The organism is Pseudobythopirellula maris, assembly GCF_007859945.1.
Taxonomy (GTDB): Bacteria; Planctomycetota; Planctomycetia; order Pirellulales; family Lacipirellulaceae; genus Pseudobythopirellula; species Pseudobythopirellula maris.
This window is the reverse complement of record NZ_SJPQ01000001.1, coordinates 1524776-1545465: the sequence shown is the minus strand read 5'-3', so window position 1 is coordinate 1545465 and position 20690 is coordinate 1524776. Positions and strand designations below refer to the sequence as shown.

At 66.2% G+C, this 20690-nt stretch carries 12 protein-coding genes; 8 read left to right on the top strand and 4 right to left on the bottom strand.

Annotated elements, in window-relative coordinates:
• Nucleotides 1-65 precede the first annotated feature (65 nt).
• Entirely contained in the window at nt 66-1214 is a 1149-nt protein-coding gene (locus Mal64_RS05710) for a TIGR03032 family protein (protein WP_231993589.1), read from the bottom strand.
• Between the two features lie 17 nt (nt 1215-1231).
• On the bottom strand, nt 1232-6658 hold the full coding sequence (locus Mal64_RS05705; protein ID WP_146397923.1) for a choice-of-anchor Q domain-containing protein: 5427 nt from the start codon (nt 6656-6658) through the stop codon (nt 1232-1234).
• A 378-nt stretch (nt 6659-7036) separates the two neighbouring features.
• Between Mal64_RS05705 and Mal64_RS05700 the strand changes: the two genes are divergently transcribed.
• From Mal64_RS05700 to Mal64_RS05685, 4 genes are all read left to right on the top strand, one after another.
• Nucleotides 7037-7726, top strand: a complete 690-nt coding sequence (locus Mal64_RS05700; protein ID WP_146397922.1) for a hypothetical protein — start codon at nt 7037-7039, stop codon at nt 7724-7726.
• A 211-nt stretch (nt 7727-7937) separates the two neighbouring features.
• Nucleotides 7938-8552, top strand: coding sequence for an RNA polymerase sigma factor (locus tag Mal64_RS05695; RefSeq protein WP_197525481.1), 615 nt, complete (start codon nt 7938-7940; stop codon nt 8550-8552).
• Nucleotides 8553-8722: 170 nt separating this feature from the next.
• Nucleotides 8723-10993: a serine/threonine protein kinase gene (locus tag Mal64_RS05690; protein WP_146397918.1), complete on the top strand. Its 2271-nt coding sequence runs from the start codon at nt 8723-8725 to the stop codon at nt 10991-10993.
• Nucleotides 10994-11286: 293 nt separating this feature from the next.
• Nucleotides 11287-12444 carry a hypothetical protein gene (locus tag Mal64_RS05685; RefSeq protein WP_146397916.1) on the top strand — a complete coding sequence of 386 codons (1158 nt, stop codon included), beginning with the start codon at nt 11287-11289 and terminating at the stop codon, nt 12442-12444.
• 118 nt (nt 12445-12562) lie between these two features.
• Here the strand turns inward: Mal64_RS05685 and Mal64_RS05680 are convergent, their stop codons facing one another.
• Nucleotides 12563-13531 (bottom strand): bile acid:sodium symporter family protein, encoded by a 969-nt coding sequence (locus Mal64_RS05680; RefSeq protein WP_261342185.1) that lies wholly within the window; start codon nt 13529-13531, stop codon nt 12563-12565.
• A gap of 314 nt (nt 13532-13845) precedes the next feature.
• Here Mal64_RS05680 and Mal64_RS05675 point away from each other — a divergent pair, with 314 nt between their 5' ends.
• The 4 genes from Mal64_RS05675 to Mal64_RS05660 all read left to right on the top strand — a co-directional run bounded on the left by Mal64_RS05675 (nt 13846) and on the right by Mal64_RS05660 (nt 18220).
• A complete protein-coding gene (locus Mal64_RS05675; RefSeq protein ID WP_146397912.1) occupies nt 13846-14484 on the top strand; it encodes a phosphopantothenoylcysteine decarboxylase domain-containing protein in 639 nt (212 codons plus the stop codon).
• A gap of 234 nt (nt 14485-14718) precedes the next feature.
• Nucleotides 14719-15732 carry an N-acetyl-gamma-glutamyl-phosphate reductase gene (gene argC / locus Mal64_RS05670; RefSeq protein WP_146397910.1) on the top strand — a complete coding sequence of 338 codons (1014 nt, stop codon included), beginning with the start codon at nt 14719-14721 and terminating at the stop codon, nt 15730-15732.
• Between the two features lie 35 nt (nt 15733-15767).
• Nucleotides 15768-16961, top strand: a complete 1194-nt coding sequence (gene argJ / locus Mal64_RS05665) for a bifunctional glutamate N-acetyltransferase/amino-acid acetyltransferase ArgJ (protein ID WP_146397908.1) — start codon at nt 15768-15770, stop codon at nt 16959-16961.
• Between the two features lie 254 nt (nt 16962-17215).
• Nucleotides 17216-18220, top strand: a complete 1005-nt coding sequence (locus Mal64_RS05660) for a potassium channel family protein (RefSeq protein WP_197525479.1) — start codon at nt 17216-17218, stop codon at nt 18218-18220.
• Nucleotides 18221-18356: 136 nt separating this feature from the next.
• Here the strand turns inward: Mal64_RS05660 and Mal64_RS05655 are convergent, their stop codons facing one another.
• The gene (locus Mal64_RS05655; RefSeq protein ID WP_146397904.1) at nt 18357-20462 is read right to left on the bottom strand and encodes a DCC1-like thiol-disulfide oxidoreductase family protein; all 2106 of its coding nucleotides are present in this window, start codon (nt 20460-20462) and stop codon (nt 18357-18359) included.
• Nucleotides 20463-20690: the final 228 nt, after the last annotated feature.

The window sequence follows — 20690 nt, the reverse complement described above, 5'->3', positions numbered from 1 at the left end:
CGCAGCCGAGTCAACTTTGGCTGGGCTGGCTCGCGGCGGTGCAACTACGAGGGGTCTGATTGGCCCTACCGTCGCATCTCCGCCGGCACTTGCGAGAGCGCCTCGTCGCCCAACACGTAGCTGCGGCCCACGAGTTCGGCGTCGTGGTTCACGAGGTCCGGGAACCGCACACCGGGCAGCACCTCGACGGCGAAGATCTCCTGCACGCCCGCCTCGAACCGGCAGAAGCCGAGCGTCTGGCCGGTCTCGATATTCAGAACCCACACGCCGCAGGTCCGCTCCTCGGCCTTCTTGAGCCGCTCGACCAGGGGGATGCCGCTGAAGACGGCCGACTCCCGCACCTGCGACAAGCCAATGAAAGCAAGCGGACCCAGAAAGCTCAGCCCGCGCGTGAAGCCCGGGAACTGGGCGATCGCCTCGTAGCGGCCGGTGGCCGGGTCGACCGTGCCGATCGTCCCCTCGCCGCTTTCGAGCAGCCACAGTTTGTCGCGGTACAGCCGTGGCGAGTGCGGCATCGACAGCCCGCGGCAGACGACCTCGCCCGAGTCGACGTCCATCAGCAACCCGCCGTCGCGTTTGTTCTCGCGCCAACCGCCCGGCTCGGTCGTTTGTCCCAGCGCCGTGACGTATTTGACCCTGCCTCCCTCGGCCGCCAAGCCGTTCAGGTGGCACGCGTCGCCCGGCGCGAGCCGGTCGATAAACGGCGGCCGCCACACCGGCTCGAAGCTGTTCTGCTCGCTCCGCACGGCCAGGCAGCTGAACGCCGTGTTGACAAACACCAGCTCGCTCTCGCCTTTCCCCTTTCCACTTTCGCCTTTCACAAAGGCCATCTCGTGGATCTGCACGTCGCCGGTGCAGTGGCTGCGACGCGGCATGAAGCAGGCGTCGTGTTTGGCAATGGACGTAGGGTAGTCTTCCGACTCGTCGAGCTTCACGCACACGGCCGGCACGTTGTGAAACTCCCACACGTCGACGCTGCACCCCACGGCGAGCCGACCGCCCTCGACGGCCAGGCCCATCGGTTTGACCAAGTTGCGGAAGTGGGTGTTGAGCACCCCGCCGTCGGCGCGCAGCACGACGAGCTTGCCCGCTTGGTAAGTGGTCACCAGAAGCGATGCGCCCAACTGCTCCAGCAGGGCCGGGAAGCTGGTCGTGTGGACGCTGCGCAGCGGCTCCTCTTCAGGACCGGCGGGCTTGGCTTCCTCTTCGGCCACTATTTCTTTAGGCGCTGTCACGGCCACTCGGAGAGGGCTACCGCCAGGGCGGCGCCCGCTTCGTCGCTAGAGGATTCGTCGCCGTCGCCGCTCTCCCACGAGAGCGATTCGACGCCTTCGGCGTCGTCAGAATCCCCCAAGCCGCTTGTGCTTGTCAACAACAGCAGGGCGTCGTCGCCGGTGGCGTAGCCCGCCGGTTCGCTGAGGAGCGGCGCGGATTCCTCCGTCGACTCACCGACCGGCGCCGTGAAGAAGGCGAAGCCCTCATCGACCGAGAGCGAGGCGGTGGCCGGCGCGGCCGACTGGACCTCGTAGGCCCCGATGTCGATCCGCCCGCCCTGCACACGGTAGAACGGCTCGCCGCGTTGGTCGAATTCCGCAAGGTCGAACACGACCGACGGGTCGCCGGCGTCGAGCGCCGGGCTGCCGGGGAGCGGGGCGTGGGTGAGCGTCAGGCCGCCGTTGTCGGCCAGCGGACCGAGCAATGGGTCGATGTTCAAGAGGGCGTGGTTGCCCGTTAGCGGCGCCGTGCCGAGGGATCCGATCAGGCTGTAATCGGCCTCGATGACAACGCCGGAAACGCCGAACGGCGAATCGAATTCGCCGACCGCGGCGCCCCCGAGGTCGGCGCCGCCGGCCACGATCGTGTTCTCCAGCAGGAGCGTTGTGGGGAAGCTGTCGCGAGTGACCGCGATCGAGCCCCCGTTGTACGAGCGGTTGGCGTAAACGGTCGAACCGCGCAACGTCGTCGTGGCGCCGTAAAGGTGCAGGGCGCCGCCGAAGCTCTGGTCGGAGGTGTTGCCGCTCAGCGTGGAGTTCTCGATCAGCGTGGTGAACGGTTGGTTGGTGTGGTTCCAGGAGCTGATCCCGCCGCCGTTGCGCAACGACGTGTTGCCCGACATTAGGCTGTCGCGGACTTCGAGGTCCGCCCAAGAGGAGTTGATGGCTCCGCCCCGGCCGCGTGATTCGTTCGCGGTGAAGACCGATCGCTCGATCAACGTCCCGTTGGAATGACTGACGGAGACGGCGCCGCCGTCGCCGCCGGCGAGGTTGCCGACAAATTCGGACCCGGTGATCGTGAGGGCGCCCTCACGATGGGAGATCGCCCCGCCGACGCCCGAAGCCGCGTTGTCGATGAAGAGGCTGTCGACGATCGTCAGGTTCTCCCGGCTGTACACCGTACCTCCGTGCGAAACACCGCTTCCGCCTCCGAATCCGCCGCCGGAAGCGAGACGCACGTCCCCGCCGGTCAGCGTGAGCTCCTCGATCGTCACGTCGATCAGCGCGTCGTCGTCGCCGTCGTCGATGTTGAAGACGCGGTATCCGTCGCCGGTGCCGAAGACGCCGTCGGCGCCGTTGCCGGCGTCGATCGTCAGCGACTCGGCGCCGTAGCCCTCGATGTGCAGCGATTCGGTGATCACGATCTCGCCCATCGTGAGCTCGATCAGGTTGGGGTCGCCCTGGGTGAGGTCGAAGAAGATCCGGTTCGGGCCCGGCTGGGCGTTCGCCATCGCGATCGCCTCGCGGAGCGAAACATCGCCCCACGACAGGTCCCCGTCCGCCTCGTCGATGCTGTTGTCGACCAAGATATCCACGCCCTGCCACTCGTAGGCGCCGACGTCGATGTCGCCAAATTCGCGGCGGAAACCCGGGCCGCGTTGGTCGTATGGCGGCATGAAGATGTCGGGCTTCACCCCCCGGTGGATGGCGGGGCTGTCGGGCAGCAGGGCGTGCGTTTCCGTCGGGCCGCCGTAATCGCCCAGCGGGGCGAGGCGCGGGTCGATCGGTGCGGCCGCGGTTCCGATCTGGTCGGTCGAGGAATACGACGAGAAGTTGGCGCCCGTGTCGACGCCGATGATCGAACCGCTGGTGCGGAACGATCCGGGGCTGTTCAGGTCGTCGAGAACCGGGGTGGGGGCGGTCGCGTCCTGCACGTTCAGGGCGACGATCGTGCTGGTGAGTTGGAGCGAGGGATCGAGGGACGTCGTGAACACGCCACCGCCCGTGCCCGCGGCGCCGCCGGCGTAATCGCCCGCGTAGCCCGGCCCGCCGGCCGCCCCCGCCGAGTTGCCGGTGATCGTGCTGAAGCGGATCGTCGTTTCGTCGGCGCCGAACACGTGCACACCGCCGCCGTCGCCGCCGTCGCCGCCGTAGGTGCGTCGTCCGCCATCGCCGCCGCGGCCGGCCGTGTTGCCGCTGATCGTGCTGTTGGTGATGAGCTTATCGCCGTCGCCGGTGAGGCTCACGCCGCCGCCGTCGCCGCCGCGGCCGCCGTTGAAGTAATCGTAGAACGTGCTGTTGCCGCGCCCGTCGCCGGCGCGGTTGCCGCTGATCGTGCTGCTATCGATCGTCGCGGCGCCGTCGACGAAGACGCCGCCGCCGTCGGCGCCGTCGTGCTGGTCGCCCGCGCCGGCGGCGGCGGAGTTGTCGGCCACCGTGCTGCGGCGGAGCGTGAGCGAGCCGATCACACGCACGCCGCCGCCGGCGCCGTTGGCGAGGTTGCCGGTGATCGTGGAGTCCTCGATCTCCGCCGCGCCGTCTACCGAAACGCCGCCGTCGTTGCCCGAAACCTCGCCGCGCAAGAGCGTCAGGTCGCCGATGACGCGCAGCCCCGCTGTGCCCACCTCGGAATGGTTGTCGGTGAATTGGCTGTCGGTGATCGTGGCGTCGCCGGTGATCGTCACGCCGCCCAGGGCGCCGGCCAAGCTGTAGGAGTACGGGTAATAGGAGCCGTGCCGCTCGACGCCCGGCGCGTAGTTGCCGGTCACGGCGCTGCCAGTGATCGTGGCGTCGCCGATCACCCGCATCCCTCCGTAGTTGCCCGCCGAGTAGTGCGGCCCCTCCGCCAAGCCGGAACGGTTGTAGCCGACCGTGGAGTTGACGAGGGCGAGGTCCCCCTGGGCGTACACGCCACCGGAACTGCCCCCGGAGCCGCCGAAGGCGCCGCCGCCGTCGCCCGCGCGGTTCTCCACAATCGACGCGTCGGTGATCGAGAGCGCCGACCCCTCGAACCAGACGCCGCCGCCGTCGCCGCCGTGGGCGGCGTAGACCTCGTCGTTGGGACCGGCGTGGCCGTCGCCCGCCGCGTTGTGCGAGATCTCGCCGCCGGTGATGGTCAGCATCCCGCTGGCCCACACGCCGCCGCCGTCGCCGCCGCGGGGCGACCCGTAGGGATCGACCGAGCTGCGGGCCGCCCGGTTGTGGTTGATCGTCACGCCCTGCAGCGTGGTCTCGCCGTCGGCCCACAGGCCGCCGCCGGAATGGCCGTACGACTCGTAACTGAGGTCGTCGACCCGTGAGCCGCTCGCCGTGTTGCCGGTGATCGTGCTGTCAACGATTGTCAGCCCCCCTTCGCTGAGCACGCCGCCGCCATGGCCGTTGGGGTCGCCGCCGGTGATCGTCATGCCCACGAGCGTGACCAGAGTCCCCCGGCGGGCAGAAGCAGGCGCCATCGTGCGGAACACGCGGCTCCCTTGCCCGTCGGCCACGCCGGGCGTGGCGTCGGAACCGCTGGCGTCGATGGTCAACAGGTCGGCGCCGTCGCCAGCGATTGTCATCGAGCTCGTGATCGCCAGTTCGCCCATCGTCAGCAAGATCGTCTCAGGCCCGTCGTGGCCGAAGTCGAACGTGATCGTTTCGGCGCCCGCGCGGGCGTTGGCGATCTCGATCGCCTCGCGCAGCGACAGGTCGCCGGGCAAGTAGTTGCCGTCCGACTCGTCGATGTTGGTCGAGACGATCAGCTCCTCAGGAACGAATGGCTCAAACGTGAACTCGAGGCCGAAATGGCTCACCCACACGTCGTAGTCGGCGCGGGTGACCTGGCCGTCGCCGTCGCCGTCGGCGCCGGTGAGCGGCGTTAGGCCGGTCTGGCCGAGCGCGTCTCGCCACACGGTAAAGTCGGCCGCGTCGACCACGCCGTTGCGGTTGTAGTCGCCCGGCGCCGCTTCGGGCGTGGCCTGCGCCTCGTAGGCGCCGATGTCGATCACCACGTCGTCCGGGTCGTTGCCGTCGGCGATGCGGACAAACGGCTCGCCGCGTTGGTCGTAGACGCCGGTGCCCACGACCAGCGACGAATCGCCCGCGTCGAGCGCCGGGCTGCCGGGCAGCAGGGCGTGGGTGAGTGTCGGCCCGCCGTTGTCTGCCAGCGGGGCGAGCCGTGGGCCGACTCCGATCAGATTATTGGCGCCATTTAACGGCAAGTCTCCGAGATTGCCGATCAGGCTGTGCCTGGCGATCAAGTCAAACGGCTCGGCGCCAGGGAATCGCGAGATATCCGCAGCCGGATCACCGGATAGGTTGGTACTGCCGGCGACGATCGTGTTGCGCAAGGTCAACTCGGCGCCACTAAAGTCCGGAGCGAACGAGATCCCCTCGCCTGTTCCGGAGCGATTGGAATAGACGGTCGTGTTCGATAATTCGAGAAACCAGTTTGCGTAGACTGCGCCGCCGTGAGTTCCGGCTTGATTGCCGGAGAAAGTGCTTTGTTCGATATCGAGAAACGAATTCAACGTGTGTAGACCGCCCCCTTCGGTGGCGGCTATGTTTCCAGAGATCGTGCTGCCAGCGATCCTCGTCCCTTCGCTAAAAATAATCGCGACGCCGCCGGCTTGGCTTCCGTTTGCCTCATTGCGATCAATGACGCTGCTCTCGATCGTCGTGTAGCTGCCGTAGATGTAGACGCCGCCGCCGCTGGCTCGTTTCGTATCGTCATTCAGCGCCACATTTCCGGTGACCTTGCTTTTGGTCACAGAAATATTGCCGAGGAAGCCATGAATACCGCCTCCGTAGAGAGCGGAGTTGTCTCGGACAACGGTTTCCAGCAAGGAGAGTTTTCCCCAGTAGCTGGCGACACCGCCCCCCCCCTGCGCTGAGTTCCCCGCGATCACAGACTCGACAATCGAAACATTTTCGAAGAAATTCCCGACAGCCCCGCCGTAAAGTCCCCCAGCCCCTTGAGGCGGCGAGTGAGGCACGTCCGCCCCCGTGAGCGTGAGCCCGCCAAGCAATACCTCGCTCGCCGCGTTCCAGACGCCGTCGTCGATGGTGAAGACGCGGTGACCGTCGCCAGTGGCGAAGACGCCGTCGAGTCCGTCACCCGCGTCGATCGTGAGCAGCTCCGCCCCGTCGCCTGTGATCGTTAAAGAGTCGGTCACCAGCAACTCGCCCATGGTGAGCAAGATCGTCTCCGGCCCGTCGTGGCCGAAGTCGAATATGATCTCGTCGGCGCCGGGCACGGTGTTGGCGATCTCAATCGCTTCGCGCAGAGAGAGGTCGCCCGGCGAGAAGTCGCCGTCCGACTCGTCGACGTTGGTGTCGACCACGTAGGCGGCGAGCATCCGCCGGTCTTCGAGCGGCTCGCAACGCAGATGGCGTGTTTCCGATCGCTTGCTGCTGCGAGACTTGCTTGGGCGCGAGCCCCATTGCCAGCGGGTCGAGCGAGACATCGGGTCTTCCTTCGAGAAGAGGTGTCGCGGTAGGGCGCAACCGACATTACACGGCTGGCATCTTAAACCCTGCCGATCGACCGGGGAAGGAAAACGAATGAAATGGGCCGTTTGCTGGCGGTTTATGCCCGGTTTGCTTAGTCGAATCGGACCGCTAACGCCTTGCCTGTGGGAGAAGTCATTTCCCTGGCTTCACGGGCGCCCAAGCCGGGCGGGAAAGGGGGGTGGGAGACTATTTGGGCGCGGGAGCGGTTTTGCTGTCCCCCCGTTGGGTCTGCTCCCGCATGGCTGGGTATCACCGGGGCCGAACGCCCCGCCAAACGACTCAGAAACGAACCCTCCCCCACCTAATCCCACCTCGTTCACGGAGACCCCGCCATGTCCCGCCCCGCCCTCACGACCCTCGCACTCGTCGCCTTCTGCACCCTGACCGTCTCGGCCCAAGCGGCCGTGGTCGCCGAAAGCTACTCGACCGGCGGCACCGCCACTTCGACCGCCAGCGGCCGCGGCAACACCGACATCCGGGCCATCTCGGCCGCCTCGAACGGCGGCGTGGCTCGGGCCAACATGAGCGGATCGGGCCGCAACGGAGGTCGGGCGACCGGCACCGCGATCGCCGCGGCCAACGGCGGGTTCGCTCAGGCCAACGGCCGCAGCAACGCCCGCGGCTGGAACGCCCGCAGCAACACGGACGTGATCGCCGGCACGAACGGAGGCGTGGCGATCGCCAACGGATCGAGCCGTGCCCGCGGCAACGCTTCGGCCAACTCGATGAGCGGCGCCTTCAGCAACCGCGGCGTGGCGATCTCCGACAGCCAGGCGAACGCCAGCGGCTACTGGGGAGGACGCGGCGTGGCCGACTCGACGGCGATCAGCAGCACCAACAACGGCTTCAGCAACAGCCGCAGCCGGGCCAACGCCAACGGCCTGTTGTTCGGCAACGCCCGCAGCGAATCGGGCGCCTACTCGGTCGGCGGCAACGGCTTCCGCAACAGCTCGGCGACGGCCAACAGCTCGGCGATCTTCTTCGGCAACAGCCGCTCGCAGGCCTTCGACCGGAACTGGTGAGCCCCGGCCGAGAACCGCAGCCCCGGCGGGTCCAATGGACCCGCCGGGGCTTTTTTCGGTAACAGCCGAAAGTTGCAAGCGTAATAGAGAAATGCGAGCCGGGCATCTGGTCGTGCGAAACCCTGCCGTTTCCTTTGCGACGCTCAGCCCTCATAATCGACACCCCCACTCATCACCGCGAAAGAGATTGGAGCCCGCTGTGCAGCCCGAGATGACGATCCAGACGAGCGAGGTTGAGCGGCTGCTGGGGCGGCTCCGTGACGGCGACGACTCGGCCCGCGCCGAGTTGTTGCAAGCAGCGTGCGACCGGTTGATGCGGATCACGCGCACCATCAAGCGGACCTTCCCTAAGGTCGGCCGTTGGGAGCAGACCGAGGATGTGTTCCAGAACGCGTCGATGCGGCTTTACCAAGCGATGGAGAGTGTCGAGATCGCCGACGCCCGCCACTTTTATCGTCTAGCGGCGATGCAGATCCGGCGGGAGATGATCGACCTCTCGCGACGCTATCAAGGCCCTCTCGGCCAGGGCGCCAATCACCAGACCCAGATGGCGACGCCCGCCGACCAGAGCGGCGCGATGAAGTTCGAGGCCGCCGAAGTGACGAACAACCCACAGGCCGTGGCCGAGTGGGGCGAGTTCCACGAGGCGATCGAGCGCTTGCCCGCTGACGAACGCGAGGTTACCGAACTCTTGTGGTACCACGGCCTGCCGCAGCAAGAGGCGGCCGACCTGCTGGGCGTCGACGTCCGTACGATCAAGCGTCGTTGGCGCTCGGCGCGGCTGGCGCTGCACGAGGCGTTAGGCGGCGAATTGCCCTCGGCGTAGCTCAAGGCTGGCGAGCCGGCGGCGTCAGCCGCCGGAGTGGTCGGCGCGCCGCAATGGAGTGCAAGCAACTCCGGCGGCTGACGCCGCCGGCTCGCCATATTATCTGATCATGGCTCCGCCAATTTCTTATTTCGGTTCGCAATCGGTTCGCAAAGCGGTAATCTGCTCGCATGAGTGAAGCCTCGGAAATCGACGACCTGCTCGACCGCTGGGAGGATGCCCTGGAGGGCGGGGCCCCGATCGACCTCGCCACGCTCTGCGCCCACCGCCCCGAGCTGCTGGGCGAACTGCAGCGACGCGTCGACGCTCTCGAGGCGATCGACAATCGCCTCGAGCAGACCGGCATGCACGGAGTGACCGAGGGGCCCGGGCCCAACGGCGCCATGCGGCCTGTCGATGAGGCGGTTGGCGACTTGGTCGTCGCCGAGGGGTCGTACCGCGGCTTGCGGCTGTTGGCCCGCGGCGGTTTGGGCGTCGTTTACACCGGGCAAGACGAGAAGCTGCACCGCGAGGTGGCGGTCAAGTTCCTCCAGCGACGCTGCTCGAAGGACGAGGCGTCGCTGCGTCAGTTTATGGTCGAGGCCGAGGTCACGAGCCGTCTCGAACACCCCGGCGTGGTGCCGGTTTACGGTGCGGGGCTGACCGAAGACGACCGGCCGTTCTACGCGATGCGGCTGATCCAAGGCGAGACACTCGACGACGCGATTGCCGAGTTCCACGGCGCCCACGACGACCCCGAGGCCGACCCCGCTAAAGCCGACGACCGGATCTCGCCGCACGACGCCTCACGCAACCTTGAGCTGCGGTCGCTGCTCACGAGGTTCGTATCGGTTTGCCGGACGATCGCCTACGCCCACAACCGCGGCATCCTGCACCGCGACATCAAGCCGGCCAACGTGATGCTCGGCCGCTACGGCGAGACGCTCGTGGTCGACTGGGGGCTGGCGATGGCGGTCGGGCGCGAGGGGCAGTTCAAGCACGAGCTCGAGAAGACGCTCATGCCGATGGCCACCAGCAGCATGACCGAGTCGGGCAGCATCGCCGGCACGCCGGCCTACATGAGCCCCGAGCAGATGTCGGGCGACGGCACTTTGAGCCCGGCGGCCGACATCTACGCCCTGGGGGCGACGCTGTACAAACTGCTCACAGGTCGGCCGCCCGTCGAGGCGCCCACCCTCGCCGAGCTCAGGCAGCTGGTGATCCGCGGCGAGTTCGATCCGCCTCGCCGGCTGGCGCCCGGCTTGTCGGCGGCGCTCGAGGCGATTTGCCTTAAGGCGATGGCCCTGCAACCGGAGAAGCGTTACGCCACGGCGATGGAGCTTGGCGACGAGGTCGAGCGCTATCTAGCCGACGAACCGGTGGCGGCCTACCAAGAGCCATTCACACGCAAGGTGGCGCGCTGGGCGCGGCGACACCGTTCGGTGGTGCAGACGGCCGCGGCGGCGGTCGTGTCGCTGCTGGTGCTCACGACGGTCTTCTCCGGCTGGCAGACACGCACCGCCCAACGGGCGACCGTCGCCCGGCACGACGGGCTAATCTCGCGCGCCAGCCTAGCGGCCAACGCCCTGGGTTCAGAACTCGATCGGCGGATGCTGATCCTCGACATCGCCAGTCGTGACCGCGAGCTCCGCCTCGCGTTGAAAGCGGCGTACAAGGACCCGGAGAACCGCGAGAAGTGGATGGCGGTCAACGAGTGGCTCTTCGAGCAGCGGAACTACTGGCTCGAGAAACGGGGGTTGGCCTCGTACAACTGGTTCGTGAACCTCGACGACGGGCGCGGCACCCAGATCGCCCGCGCCCCGCTCATCAACCCCACCACAGGGAAGGAATTCGACAGCTACGGCGATACCTACGCCCACCGAGAATACTTCCATGGTCTGGGCCCGGTCACGCCCGACTTGCGGCAAGACGAGATCGAGCCGATCCGCCAGCCGCAGCTTGTCGCCCCGTTCAGCGGCACGCACGGCGAGCCGGTCGTGGTGTTCAGCGTGCCGATCTTCCCGCCGGACGCCTCCGACGGCAGGCCGATCGGCGTCTTGGGCATGGCCGTCCAAGTGTTCGATATCACGGGCCTCGACGCGAACCTCGGAGAGAACCAGTTGCTGACGATCGCTCACACCAACCTCGACTTCTTCGTCAAGCCGAACACCCGGTACGGCCTGATTATGCAGCACGAACACTTCCACCGGGCCGCGCGGGCGGGCGCAGCGTCGAGCGGCGAGCTGCCGCTCTACCACCCCGTGTGGCTCATTCAGGAGGTGATCGAGGAGATCAACGGCCATGACGAGGAACCGTTCTTGATGGAGAACTACCACGACGCCCTTGCCGAGACCGACCCGGAGTACAGCGGCGAGTGGCTCGCGGCGATCGCGCCGGTGCGATTCGCCGGCCGCAACGGCAAGCTGACGGGCTGGTGCGTGCTGCTGCAAGAACGGCCGTGATCCGTGGTTGATTGGCTTTTCGATCGGCTCACAACGGCTTTGACGGTCGTGCGGTTTTGGTGCGGCTGAATTTTGAACGGCCGTCTGAAACCCGCGATCCGCTGCGGCGCCCGCGGGTGAGCAGGGGTGTTTCTTAGGGTGTCGTCTGAGCCTCAGCGATCCGGCGAGCCCGGGATCGGATCGTGAGCTAGGTTTCAGATGGCCTTAGCCGTGCTGGGGAGTATTTCTACCCACGCCGCGGCCAAGCCCTCCTCATCCCCCGCCTTTTCTCTCCGCTCTCAGGGAGTTACCCCATGCCCCGCTCGTGCTGCGCTCGTGCTGCGCTCGTTTTTTCCGTTGCTCTGCTGTTCATCGCCGCCGACACCGCGATCGCTCGTGGCCGGCCCGGGGGTGGCGGAGCGAACCGCTCCGGCGCCCGAGCGGGTGGCGGCTTCAGCGGTCCCAGCGCCAGGAACTTTACGCCGAGCGGCCCGCCGCGTAGCGGAAGTTTGGGAGCCTCGGGCGGGATCCGAACGAACTCGGCTCGGCCGAATGTTGGCGGCGGGCGGGCAGGGGTTGCGAACAACTCGCGCCCCGGCGGTTTTAGTCCCAACACTAGCGGCCCGCGCAGCAGCGGCTTCGGCGCCGGGCCGGGCCGTAACAACGCCACAGCCCAGCAACTGCAAGGCTTCCTTGGCGGCAGCGGCGCCGCCGGCGCTTTGCAGCAGAGCCAAGCGTGGCAAGCAGGCAATGGCTGGCAGCATGGCCAAGTCCAGAACTTGGGGCAGGCGCTCCAGCAGTCGCAAGCGGCCACCCAGTCGGACAGCCTTCAATCGCGGGCGGGCCAGATCGACAAAGCCCAACTCCAGCAGACGGCCCAATCGGCTGCCGCGAATTGGCAGAACGGCCCCCAACCGTTCTCGCCCGCTTGGTACGCCCAGCACCCCAACGCTTGGCAGGCGACGCATCCTTACGCGGACAACGTAGCGATCGCCACGGCGGCGACCGTGTCGGCTTGGATCACTTACGGCGCGCCTTACCCGGCGACCGGTGTGGCGTACGTCGAATCGGGCGACACGTACAACACGTATGTAGTTGAAGAAACCGCCCCGCAGGCGGCGCCCCAACAGCCGGTCCCGGCGCCGCCGAGCGAAGCCGAGTCGGAGGAGTGGCTGCACCTGGGCGTCTACGGGCTCGCTCCGCAGGGCGACGAGCAGGCGGCCCTGATGGTGCAGCTTGCCGTCAACCGTCAGGGACAACTCGCCGGATCGAGCTTCGACCCGACGAACGGCGAGGTGCAAAATGTGGTCGGCTTGGTCGACCCGGCCCAGCAGCAGGCGACCTGGAGGCTGGAGGAAGACCCGAGTGTCAGCTTCACGGCGCCGCTGGCCTCCTTGACCGAAGAGACCGGCGCGATAAGTGTCGCCACTGCTAATGGCGCTCAGGCGTGGACACTCACCCGGCAGGAGTGAACCAACGCGAAGGGGCGAGCCGGCGGGCGTAAGCCCCCGGAGTGCGCTGGATACTGACTATCTTTCTGCAAAACCACCGGGGGCTCACGCCCGCCGGCTCGCCGTTGAATACGACGCGTTAGCCACGCCGCCACGCCAAAAGCGCGTCGACGGCGCCTGCCAGCAGGTGCTGCACCAACGCGTAGGCGATGATCGGGGCGAACGCCGCCGAGTCGCTCGGCAGCACGGCGTCGGCCACCAGCAGGGCGATGCCGTTGTTGTGCATCCCCACGCCATACACGCACGCCACGCGAGACGAGTGGCCGCTGTGGCTCAGGCGGCCGGTGAGCCAGCCGAACAGGAACCCACTGCAGCAGAGCAGGGCGGCGAGGCTCACAGCCGAAGCCAACTCGCTCGGGGCCGAGCGTTGCATGGCGCGGCTGATCGCCTCGGAGGCGAAAACGTAAATGAGCAAGAGCAGCAACGCGGCGCCAGCCAAACGCAGGTAGGGCTTCCAGCGGGCGATCACCTTGGTCCCCAAATAGTGGCGCAGCGCCATGCCGACAGCCGTTGGCACGATGACCCACGCCAAGAACGACAGGCCGGAGACAGCCACTCGCAAGCGGTCGGGCAGTTGGTCGCCGCCCGCGGCGGCGGCGAAACCGTCGAGCCACAGGCTGCCACAAAGCGGGCCGAGCACCGTGGAACCCACGAGCAGGCCGACCGAAACGGCCACGTCGCCGCCGGCCGCTTGGGTCCAGGCGGGCGAACTGCCGGCGGCCGGCATCGCGGCGATCAGCGCCAGTCCCAGCAGCAGCTGGGCGGTCTCGGGCTGGGGGCCCCCCTTGAGCGCGGCGGCGATGAGGAAAACGACGACGGCCGGAGCAATCAGTTTGACCGCCAAGGCGGTGAACAGCGTCGCGGGGTGCTCGAGCGACTCGCGCAGCTTCGTCCAATCGATCCCCATGCCGGCCAATGCCAACAAGGCGGCCAGCAGCACCCGCGACAGCGACAGGCTGCCCGTCACGCCGCCGTTGAGCGACACGCCACGCAGCCATTGGCCCGTGGCCGGGGCGAAGTACGCCACGGCGTAGCTTGCGAGCAGCAGCAGCAGGAAGTAGCGGTGAACCCACGCCGCCAGCGCCGTCGCCCGGCCCGTGGGGGCCGCGCTCTGAGTGGCTTCGTGCTGCGAGGGGACAGGGGGAGTGATGGCGAATCCTAACGACCAGTTCCTTCTGGTCAGTGTGGTTGCCGGCGGGGGCGTCCCACGTGGGGGCTGTCAAAAAACTTAGCGTAGAGCGCTCGCCTGAGGGGACACGCCCTCCCAGGCAATTTTGGTCTGACACGCTAAACCGTGTCAGTCGTGCGGTTTACGCGGCTCGTTGCCGAGCTGGCCTGGGGTGCTTAAGCTCTAGTGACACGATGGCACGCATCCTGATCACCTCCGGCCCAACGCGCCAACACCTCGACCCGGTGCGTTATTTGACGAACGCCTCGAGCGGTCGGATGGGGGCGGCGCTGGCCGCCGCCGTCCTGGAGCTCGGCCACGAGGTGGTGGTTGTCTCAGGCCCGGTCGATGTCGCCTACCCCGATTCGGCCGAAGTCGTGCCGGTGATTTCAACCGAAGAGATGCTAGCGGCATCCCGCCAAGCATTTGAGAGCTGCGACGGGCTCATCGGCGCCGCGGCGCCGTGCGATTATCGGCCCGAGGTAGTCTCGCAGGGCAAGATCGCCAAGACGGGCCAGCCGCTCATGCTGCACCTGGTCGAAACCGAAGACGTGGTCGCCACACTGGCGTCGGCCAAGGGCCCGCGGTGGGTCGTCGGATTCGCTCTCGAGACCGAAGATCACCGCTTGCGGGCGCTCGCCAAGCTGGAGCGCAAGCATTGTGACCTGATGGTCTCGAACGGCGTGGAGGCGATGCATTCGGCTAATAACGAGGTCGAACTGCTCACCCCGACTGGCGAGACCGTGGGCCACTTCGTCGGCCCCAAGGAGGAGGTCGCCAAGGGGATCCTCAGCGTGATCCAGCAGCGCTTGATTACGCGTACAACGGGCTAAACGAGCCGGCGGCGTCAGCCGCCGGTGTTTTTCCAGCCAGTCGAGCGAAAGCGTATTGCGATCAGCTCCGGCGGCTTACGCCGCCGACTCGCCCGCCGAAATCGGCATGCGAACCCCGCATTGGCGTTGTTGGTCGTAGCGGTCAGCGACCGGGGGGATTACAATGCCGCGTTAACCCCCGGCTGGGGTATCACAACGGGGCGTCGTGAGCAGAGCAGCCAGAGCGAGAGAAGAATGGTGCGAGTCGCGGTATACGGCGCCTCCGGGTACACCGGGTTGGAGCTCCTTCGGTTGCTCGCGCGCCACCCCGAGGCCGAGGTCACCGCGCTCGTTTCACGGCAGGAAGACCGGCCCTCGATCGCCGAGGTCCACCCCTCGCTGCGTGGCGTGCTTGACGGCCTTTGCCTGGAGAGTCTCTCGCCGGACGAGGTGGCCGAACGGGCCGACTTCGCATTCGCCTGCTTGCCGCACGCCGCCAGCGCCGAAACCTGCGCCGCCCTGCTGGGGCGCGGCCTGAAGGTCGTCGATCTTTCGGCCGACTATCGGTTGACCGATCGGGCAGTCTACGAGCAGTGGTACGGCGTGACGCACCCCGACCCGGAACGGATCGGCAAGACGCCCTACGGATTGCCCGAGCTGTACCGCGACGCGATCCGCGGCGCGAGTCTCGTGGCGAACCCCGGCTGTTATCCAACGTCGGCCATTTTGCCGCTGGCGCCACTTTTGAAGGCGGGGCTGATCGCGCCCGCCGGCATCGTCGTCGACAGCGCGACCGGCGTATCGGGCGGCGGTCGCACGCCGAAGCCGGTGTTCCACTTCCCCGAGGCGAACGAAAGCTACATGGCGTACGGCGTCGGCACGCACCGCCACATGCCCGAGATCGACCAGGTGCTGGGCGACGCCTGCGGGGCGGATCTCGAGGTGGTGTTCACGCCCCACCTGGCGCCGATGGACCGCGGCATCTTGTCGACCTGCTACGCCGATCCCGTGGGCGACGCTTCGAGCGAGGCGCTCACCGCGGCGCTCCGCGAGGCGTACGCCGACGAGCCGTTCGTCACGGTCGTCGACGCTTCGCCCTCGACCAAGCACGTCGCTCACACGAACCGCGTGCAGATTTTCGCCAAGCGTGTGCGGGGCAAGGCGGTCGTCGTCTGTGCGATCGACAACCTGATCAAGGGCGCCTCGGGCGCCGCGGTGCAGAACTTCAATCTCATGCAAGGCTACGCCGAGACGACCGCGCTCGATTGAGCGCGGCGCCCCGGTGGCATAGGACCAACGACTTCATGGCGGACCAATTCCCCAAGGGATTCAGCGGCGCGGGCGTGTACTGCGGCGTGAAGGAAAACACCGAGCGGCTCGACTTGTCGCTGCTGGTGAGCGACCGCCCGGCGGTCGGCGTGGGCGTCTACACGCAGAACCTCGTTTGCGCCGCGCCGGTGGTGCTCGACCGCAAACGCACGCCGTGTGACAACGCCCGCGTGGTGGTCGTCAACTCGGGCGTGGCCAACGCCTGCACCGGCGCCCAGGGCGACCGCGACGCGCTGCGCATGACCGAGCTCGCCGCCGAGGCCGTCGGCTGCGACGCCGAGCAAGCGCTCGTGATGTCCACCGGCGTGATCGGCCACCACCTGCCGATGGACAAGATCGAGGCGGGCGTTGCGGCGGCGGCCGCCAAACTCGGCTCGGACGACGCCTCGCTCGACGCCGCGGCGCGCGGCATGATGACGACCGACACCGTGCCGAAGGTCCGCTCGCAGACCGCCACGTTCGGCGACGTGGAGTGCACGCTCACCGGCCTGGCCAAGGGCGCCGCGATGATCGGTCCCAACATGGCGACCATGCTGTCGGTCGTGATGACCGACGCCAATGTCCGCAAGGAGGACGCCCAGGCGGCCCTCAGCGAGGCGGTCGTCGAGTCGTTCAACTGCATCAGTGTCGATGGCCACACGAGCACCAACGACACGGTGCTGCTGCTCTGCAACGGCGCCGCCGGCGGCGAGCCTCTTGAGGGCAAGGCGCTCTCGGCCTTCCGGGCGACGTTGCTCGAAGTGTGCGAAGACCTCGCCCAGAGCATCCCCGCCGACGGCGAAGGGGCAACGCACCTGATCACCGTGGAGGTTCACGGCTGTGCGACGCGCGACGACGCGATCCGCATCGGCAAGACCGTGGCCGATAGTCCGCTGGTGAAAACCGCCATCGCGGGCGCCGACCCCAACTGGGGCCGCATCGTCTCGGCCGCCGGCTACGCCGGCGTTCCGTTCGACCCGGAGCACGTGGCGCTGCTGATCAACGGCATGCTGGTGTACGAGAAAGGGACCCCGGTCGAGTTCGACGAGGCGGCCGTCTCCGAGAGCATCCGCTCGAGCCGCGACACGCTGCTCGTGCTGCTGCTGGGCGAGGGCGAGGCCTCGGCACGCTTCTGGACCACCGACCTGACGGCCGAGTACGTAAGGCTCAACGCCGATTACCGGACCTAGCGGCTGTTTGCTGTTAGGAAGCAGCCGACGACCTACGGTCGTCGGAAAGCGTCTTCAATTGCCGTGCTGTGGGAGGCGTCTCCGACACCGATTACGGTGTTTTAGCCGAGTTGGCTGGCGACGCGTTATCGGTGTCGGAGACACCTCCCCCAACCGCCCTTGATTAGCGTACAGCAGCAGCTGTCGGCTTGATTGCGTCGGATAGAAACGGGAGACTCGGTCGACACCGCCTCGCTCTACCCTGCATACGTCCCGTGCCCGTGACCCTTCTGCACCGCATCCGCCGAGGCGTGACTTTCCTAGGCGGCTTCTTAGTCGTGGCGATCGTCGGGTACAAATTCCTTACCGGCGGCACGTGGCTCGACGCCGTTTATTTCACCGTGATCACGGTCTCGACGGTCGGCTACGGCGAGCGGAGCGAGGTGGGGCCGGTCGTGCAGCTCTTCACGATTGCCGTGATCCTGCTCGGCGTTGCGGGCGTGGCATACACCTTCGGCCTCGTCGTCCAATCGATGGTCGAGGGGCAAATCAACCGGGCGCTGGGGCTCAGACGCATGACTCGCGAGATCGAACACCTGACGGGACACGCCATCATCTGCGGCTACGGCCGCATCGGGCAAACGCTCGCCCAGGAACTAGCGAGGCGCGACAAGCCGTTCGTGCTGATCGATCAAGACCTCGAAATCACCGCCGCGGCGGCCGACGATGGCCTGCTGGTCGTCACGGGCGACGCCACGGACGAGGACGTGCTCCTCGACGCGGGCATCCTGCGCGCCAACACCGTGGTGGTCGCGCTCAAGTCGGACGCCGACAACGTGTTCCTCACCCTCACGGCGCGCAACCTCAATCGCAAACTCAAGATCATCGCCCGCGGCGAACTGGCCGCTACGGAGAAGAAGCTCTTGCAAGCCGGGGCGGATCGCGTGGTGCTGCCGGCGGTGATCGGCGCCCGCCGGATGGCGGCTCTCGTCACGAGGCCGCACGCGGCCGAACTGCTGGAGCACTTCACCGACCACGAGAAGCTCGACGCGCAGCTCGAAGAGCTACTGATCGTGCCGCCGTGCGATATGATCGGTCAGAGCGTGCGCGAGGCGGCCGCCCGCCAGCGGCACAAGCTGCTGGTGATCGGCATCCGCCGAGCGGACGGCCGGATGTTGTTCAACCCCGAGCCGGACGACCGGTTTGAGAATGAGGACACGCTCGTGGTGATGGGCCGCCGGACGGACATTGAGGCCTTCCAGCGGCTGCATAAGATTTAGGGATTGGAAGTTGCAGGCTTAAAGCGTTGCGAGCCGCGACAGTAGGAACACATTTTGCCCAACGGCCAGCAAACAGCCACCGTGAAGCCCGGCACCCGCGTTTGGCGAACGCTACTGAGCAGAAAATTGCCATGCGTCACGGAGTGATTGCGTTCCACTTGATTAGAAATCGATTCTCCGTCGACTCCGGCTCCTTGGGGCGTCGCGGACCGGTCAGATGGTAGCGAGCGAGGACTACTTCGATCGCTTCAGGCGGGCTGTCGGTATCGAGATCGCCAGACTCTTTCCATAATCCGACGAAGACCGACAGCGCTTGCCGCAGCCGATCGTCCGGCTCGTTGCGATCAACGAAACGTCTGAGGACTTCGACGAAGCGAGCCGAACCATAGGCGTCACGGATCGGGTCGTCGTCCAGCTCGCGTCGCTCGCCATTCGGGGAAACCGCCCAGAACGTTGGCCATTCGATATAGGGCGAGCCGATCGCATCGAAGGTCGGGTAGCAGGCGACCGGCCAGGAAAATACTTTGCGGGTGAAGCCGGTGGAAAACATCCCCATCATGATCAGTACAAACAAGACGCAAAGCGGCACCTCTCGCCACAACAGCGGGCCGTTCTTCGCGGGAGCTTCAGCTGGTGAGACGGGTGATGGAACCCGGCATGCTCGGCTGTCGGCTACCCTACGATAAATCTTCCGCCCCACGATAGAAACGGGTGGCAAGTACATCAGTGGCGCCAGAGGCCACAACAGCGGAATTCGCCAAGCGATCCAGCGGTAGACATCGTAGCCGACAGCCGTTTGCAGCGCACCTTCCTCGTAGTGGGCACCGTGCATGTCGGTCAGAAGGGCTTGCTCGTCAGCGGTGGCATAGATCGGATCGCTCTTTTCTAGCTGCAGCGTGTTTCGAACTTCGAGGCAGCGCAGCCAATCAAGCTCCAATAACAAGTTAATCGTGTGACGGCACAGCCTGCAATTGCCGTCGAAGTAGATTGTAAGGCGACTCGGGCCAATCTTCTCTCCGAGCCAACCGAGCAGCCACCACCAATTGACGAATGCCACGTACATTGCTTGTAATGGCCAGAACGCAATGCCAAGAATCGCGTTGGTCAGGTTGTGGAACGTGAACCCTACGACCGCAAAAAGGTAACGTGGCCAACGAAAGAGCAATGCCGGCAAGAACCCGAGCTCGAACAGAATCGCCGACAAGGCTCCGCCTATGCCGAGCAGGTCGTACAAATCGATACGCACAAGCGGCTCGAAGTACTCGCGTTGGAACCAGATGCCGAGCGCTACGTTCCGCATCGCCCCGTCGGTCACCCAGCCCGGGCCCACCGCGGCTTTCCAATAGCCCGGAAAGAAGTAGCAAGTCGCGATCAACACCATTGTCATGCGAATTGGCAAGCCGTATGTGACTTGTGGCTCATTGGCCGGACGTGCCACCTCGGACGCACCGAGCCTTCGCCGTAGAGCATCGAGCGAGAAACCATCTGCGCACCGCGAGCAGGCCATAATCATAGCCAGCAGCAGCACGTGGTGGTCGTGGTTCACTTTGCCAGTCAGGTTGCTGATTCCAAGCAGGCAGAAAGATAGCACCACGGCGACAGGGGCGCTGACACGCGTGAAAAGACCTATCGCGGCGACGAATGACGAAATCTTCGCCAACGGCAACGCCCACGCGACAAAACCCGGTCCAATCGGCACCGCCGACAAGAATAATTTGCTCAAGAAGGGCCATTCGTACAACTCATTCGGTACTGCGGCTACCGCGGCAATCGGATGATGCGTTAACGAATAAAGCATCATTGCGAAAACCGCCGCTCGTAGCACGCCGAGGTTGAAGGAGTAATCGGGGTAGAAGAGAAAGCCCTTCACTCGTCGCCAAACGGTCTGGGAGAAGGTCACCAGCAGAACCACCAACAGTCCACTCGTAGCGTGTAACAGGGCTCGATACCCGTAGCGTTCTCCGGCGCCAACGTACCACTCGCGATCGCGAGTCGGCAAACCGGTGCCCTCCGCGGCTCGGGCGTGGGCGGCAACGCGGTCATTAAGCCAGGAGTATGACTCCCCGTCGTAGGCGTCGAGCAACAGTTTAGGCAGCACAATCAATGCCACTACAGCGGAGACCAACCAAGCCATTCCGACCAGCCCCACCACGATCCACTGCCATCGCCGGATGGGCCGTCGTGCGGAAGTGTTCGCGTGGCCGGCGCCACCTGCGGTTTCGCCTTCGAACGGGGGTGCCATGAAATTCGGCCGCTATCGAGGAGGGGCTTTGGAGAGTGCCGCAAAGCGGATACGCAAAAGTCTGAGTATAACCGCTCGTTTTCCTGTTGAAGCTTGAAAGTCCGCCGCCCGCTGAGCGGGAGAGAATGTGTTTGCCTGTCGACCTTCACTATCGTCATATCCGGTCCGACAGGGCACCGGGGATCTGCTTATGGAACGCCACAGAGGGCGTTCCCTACAGCGCCACCT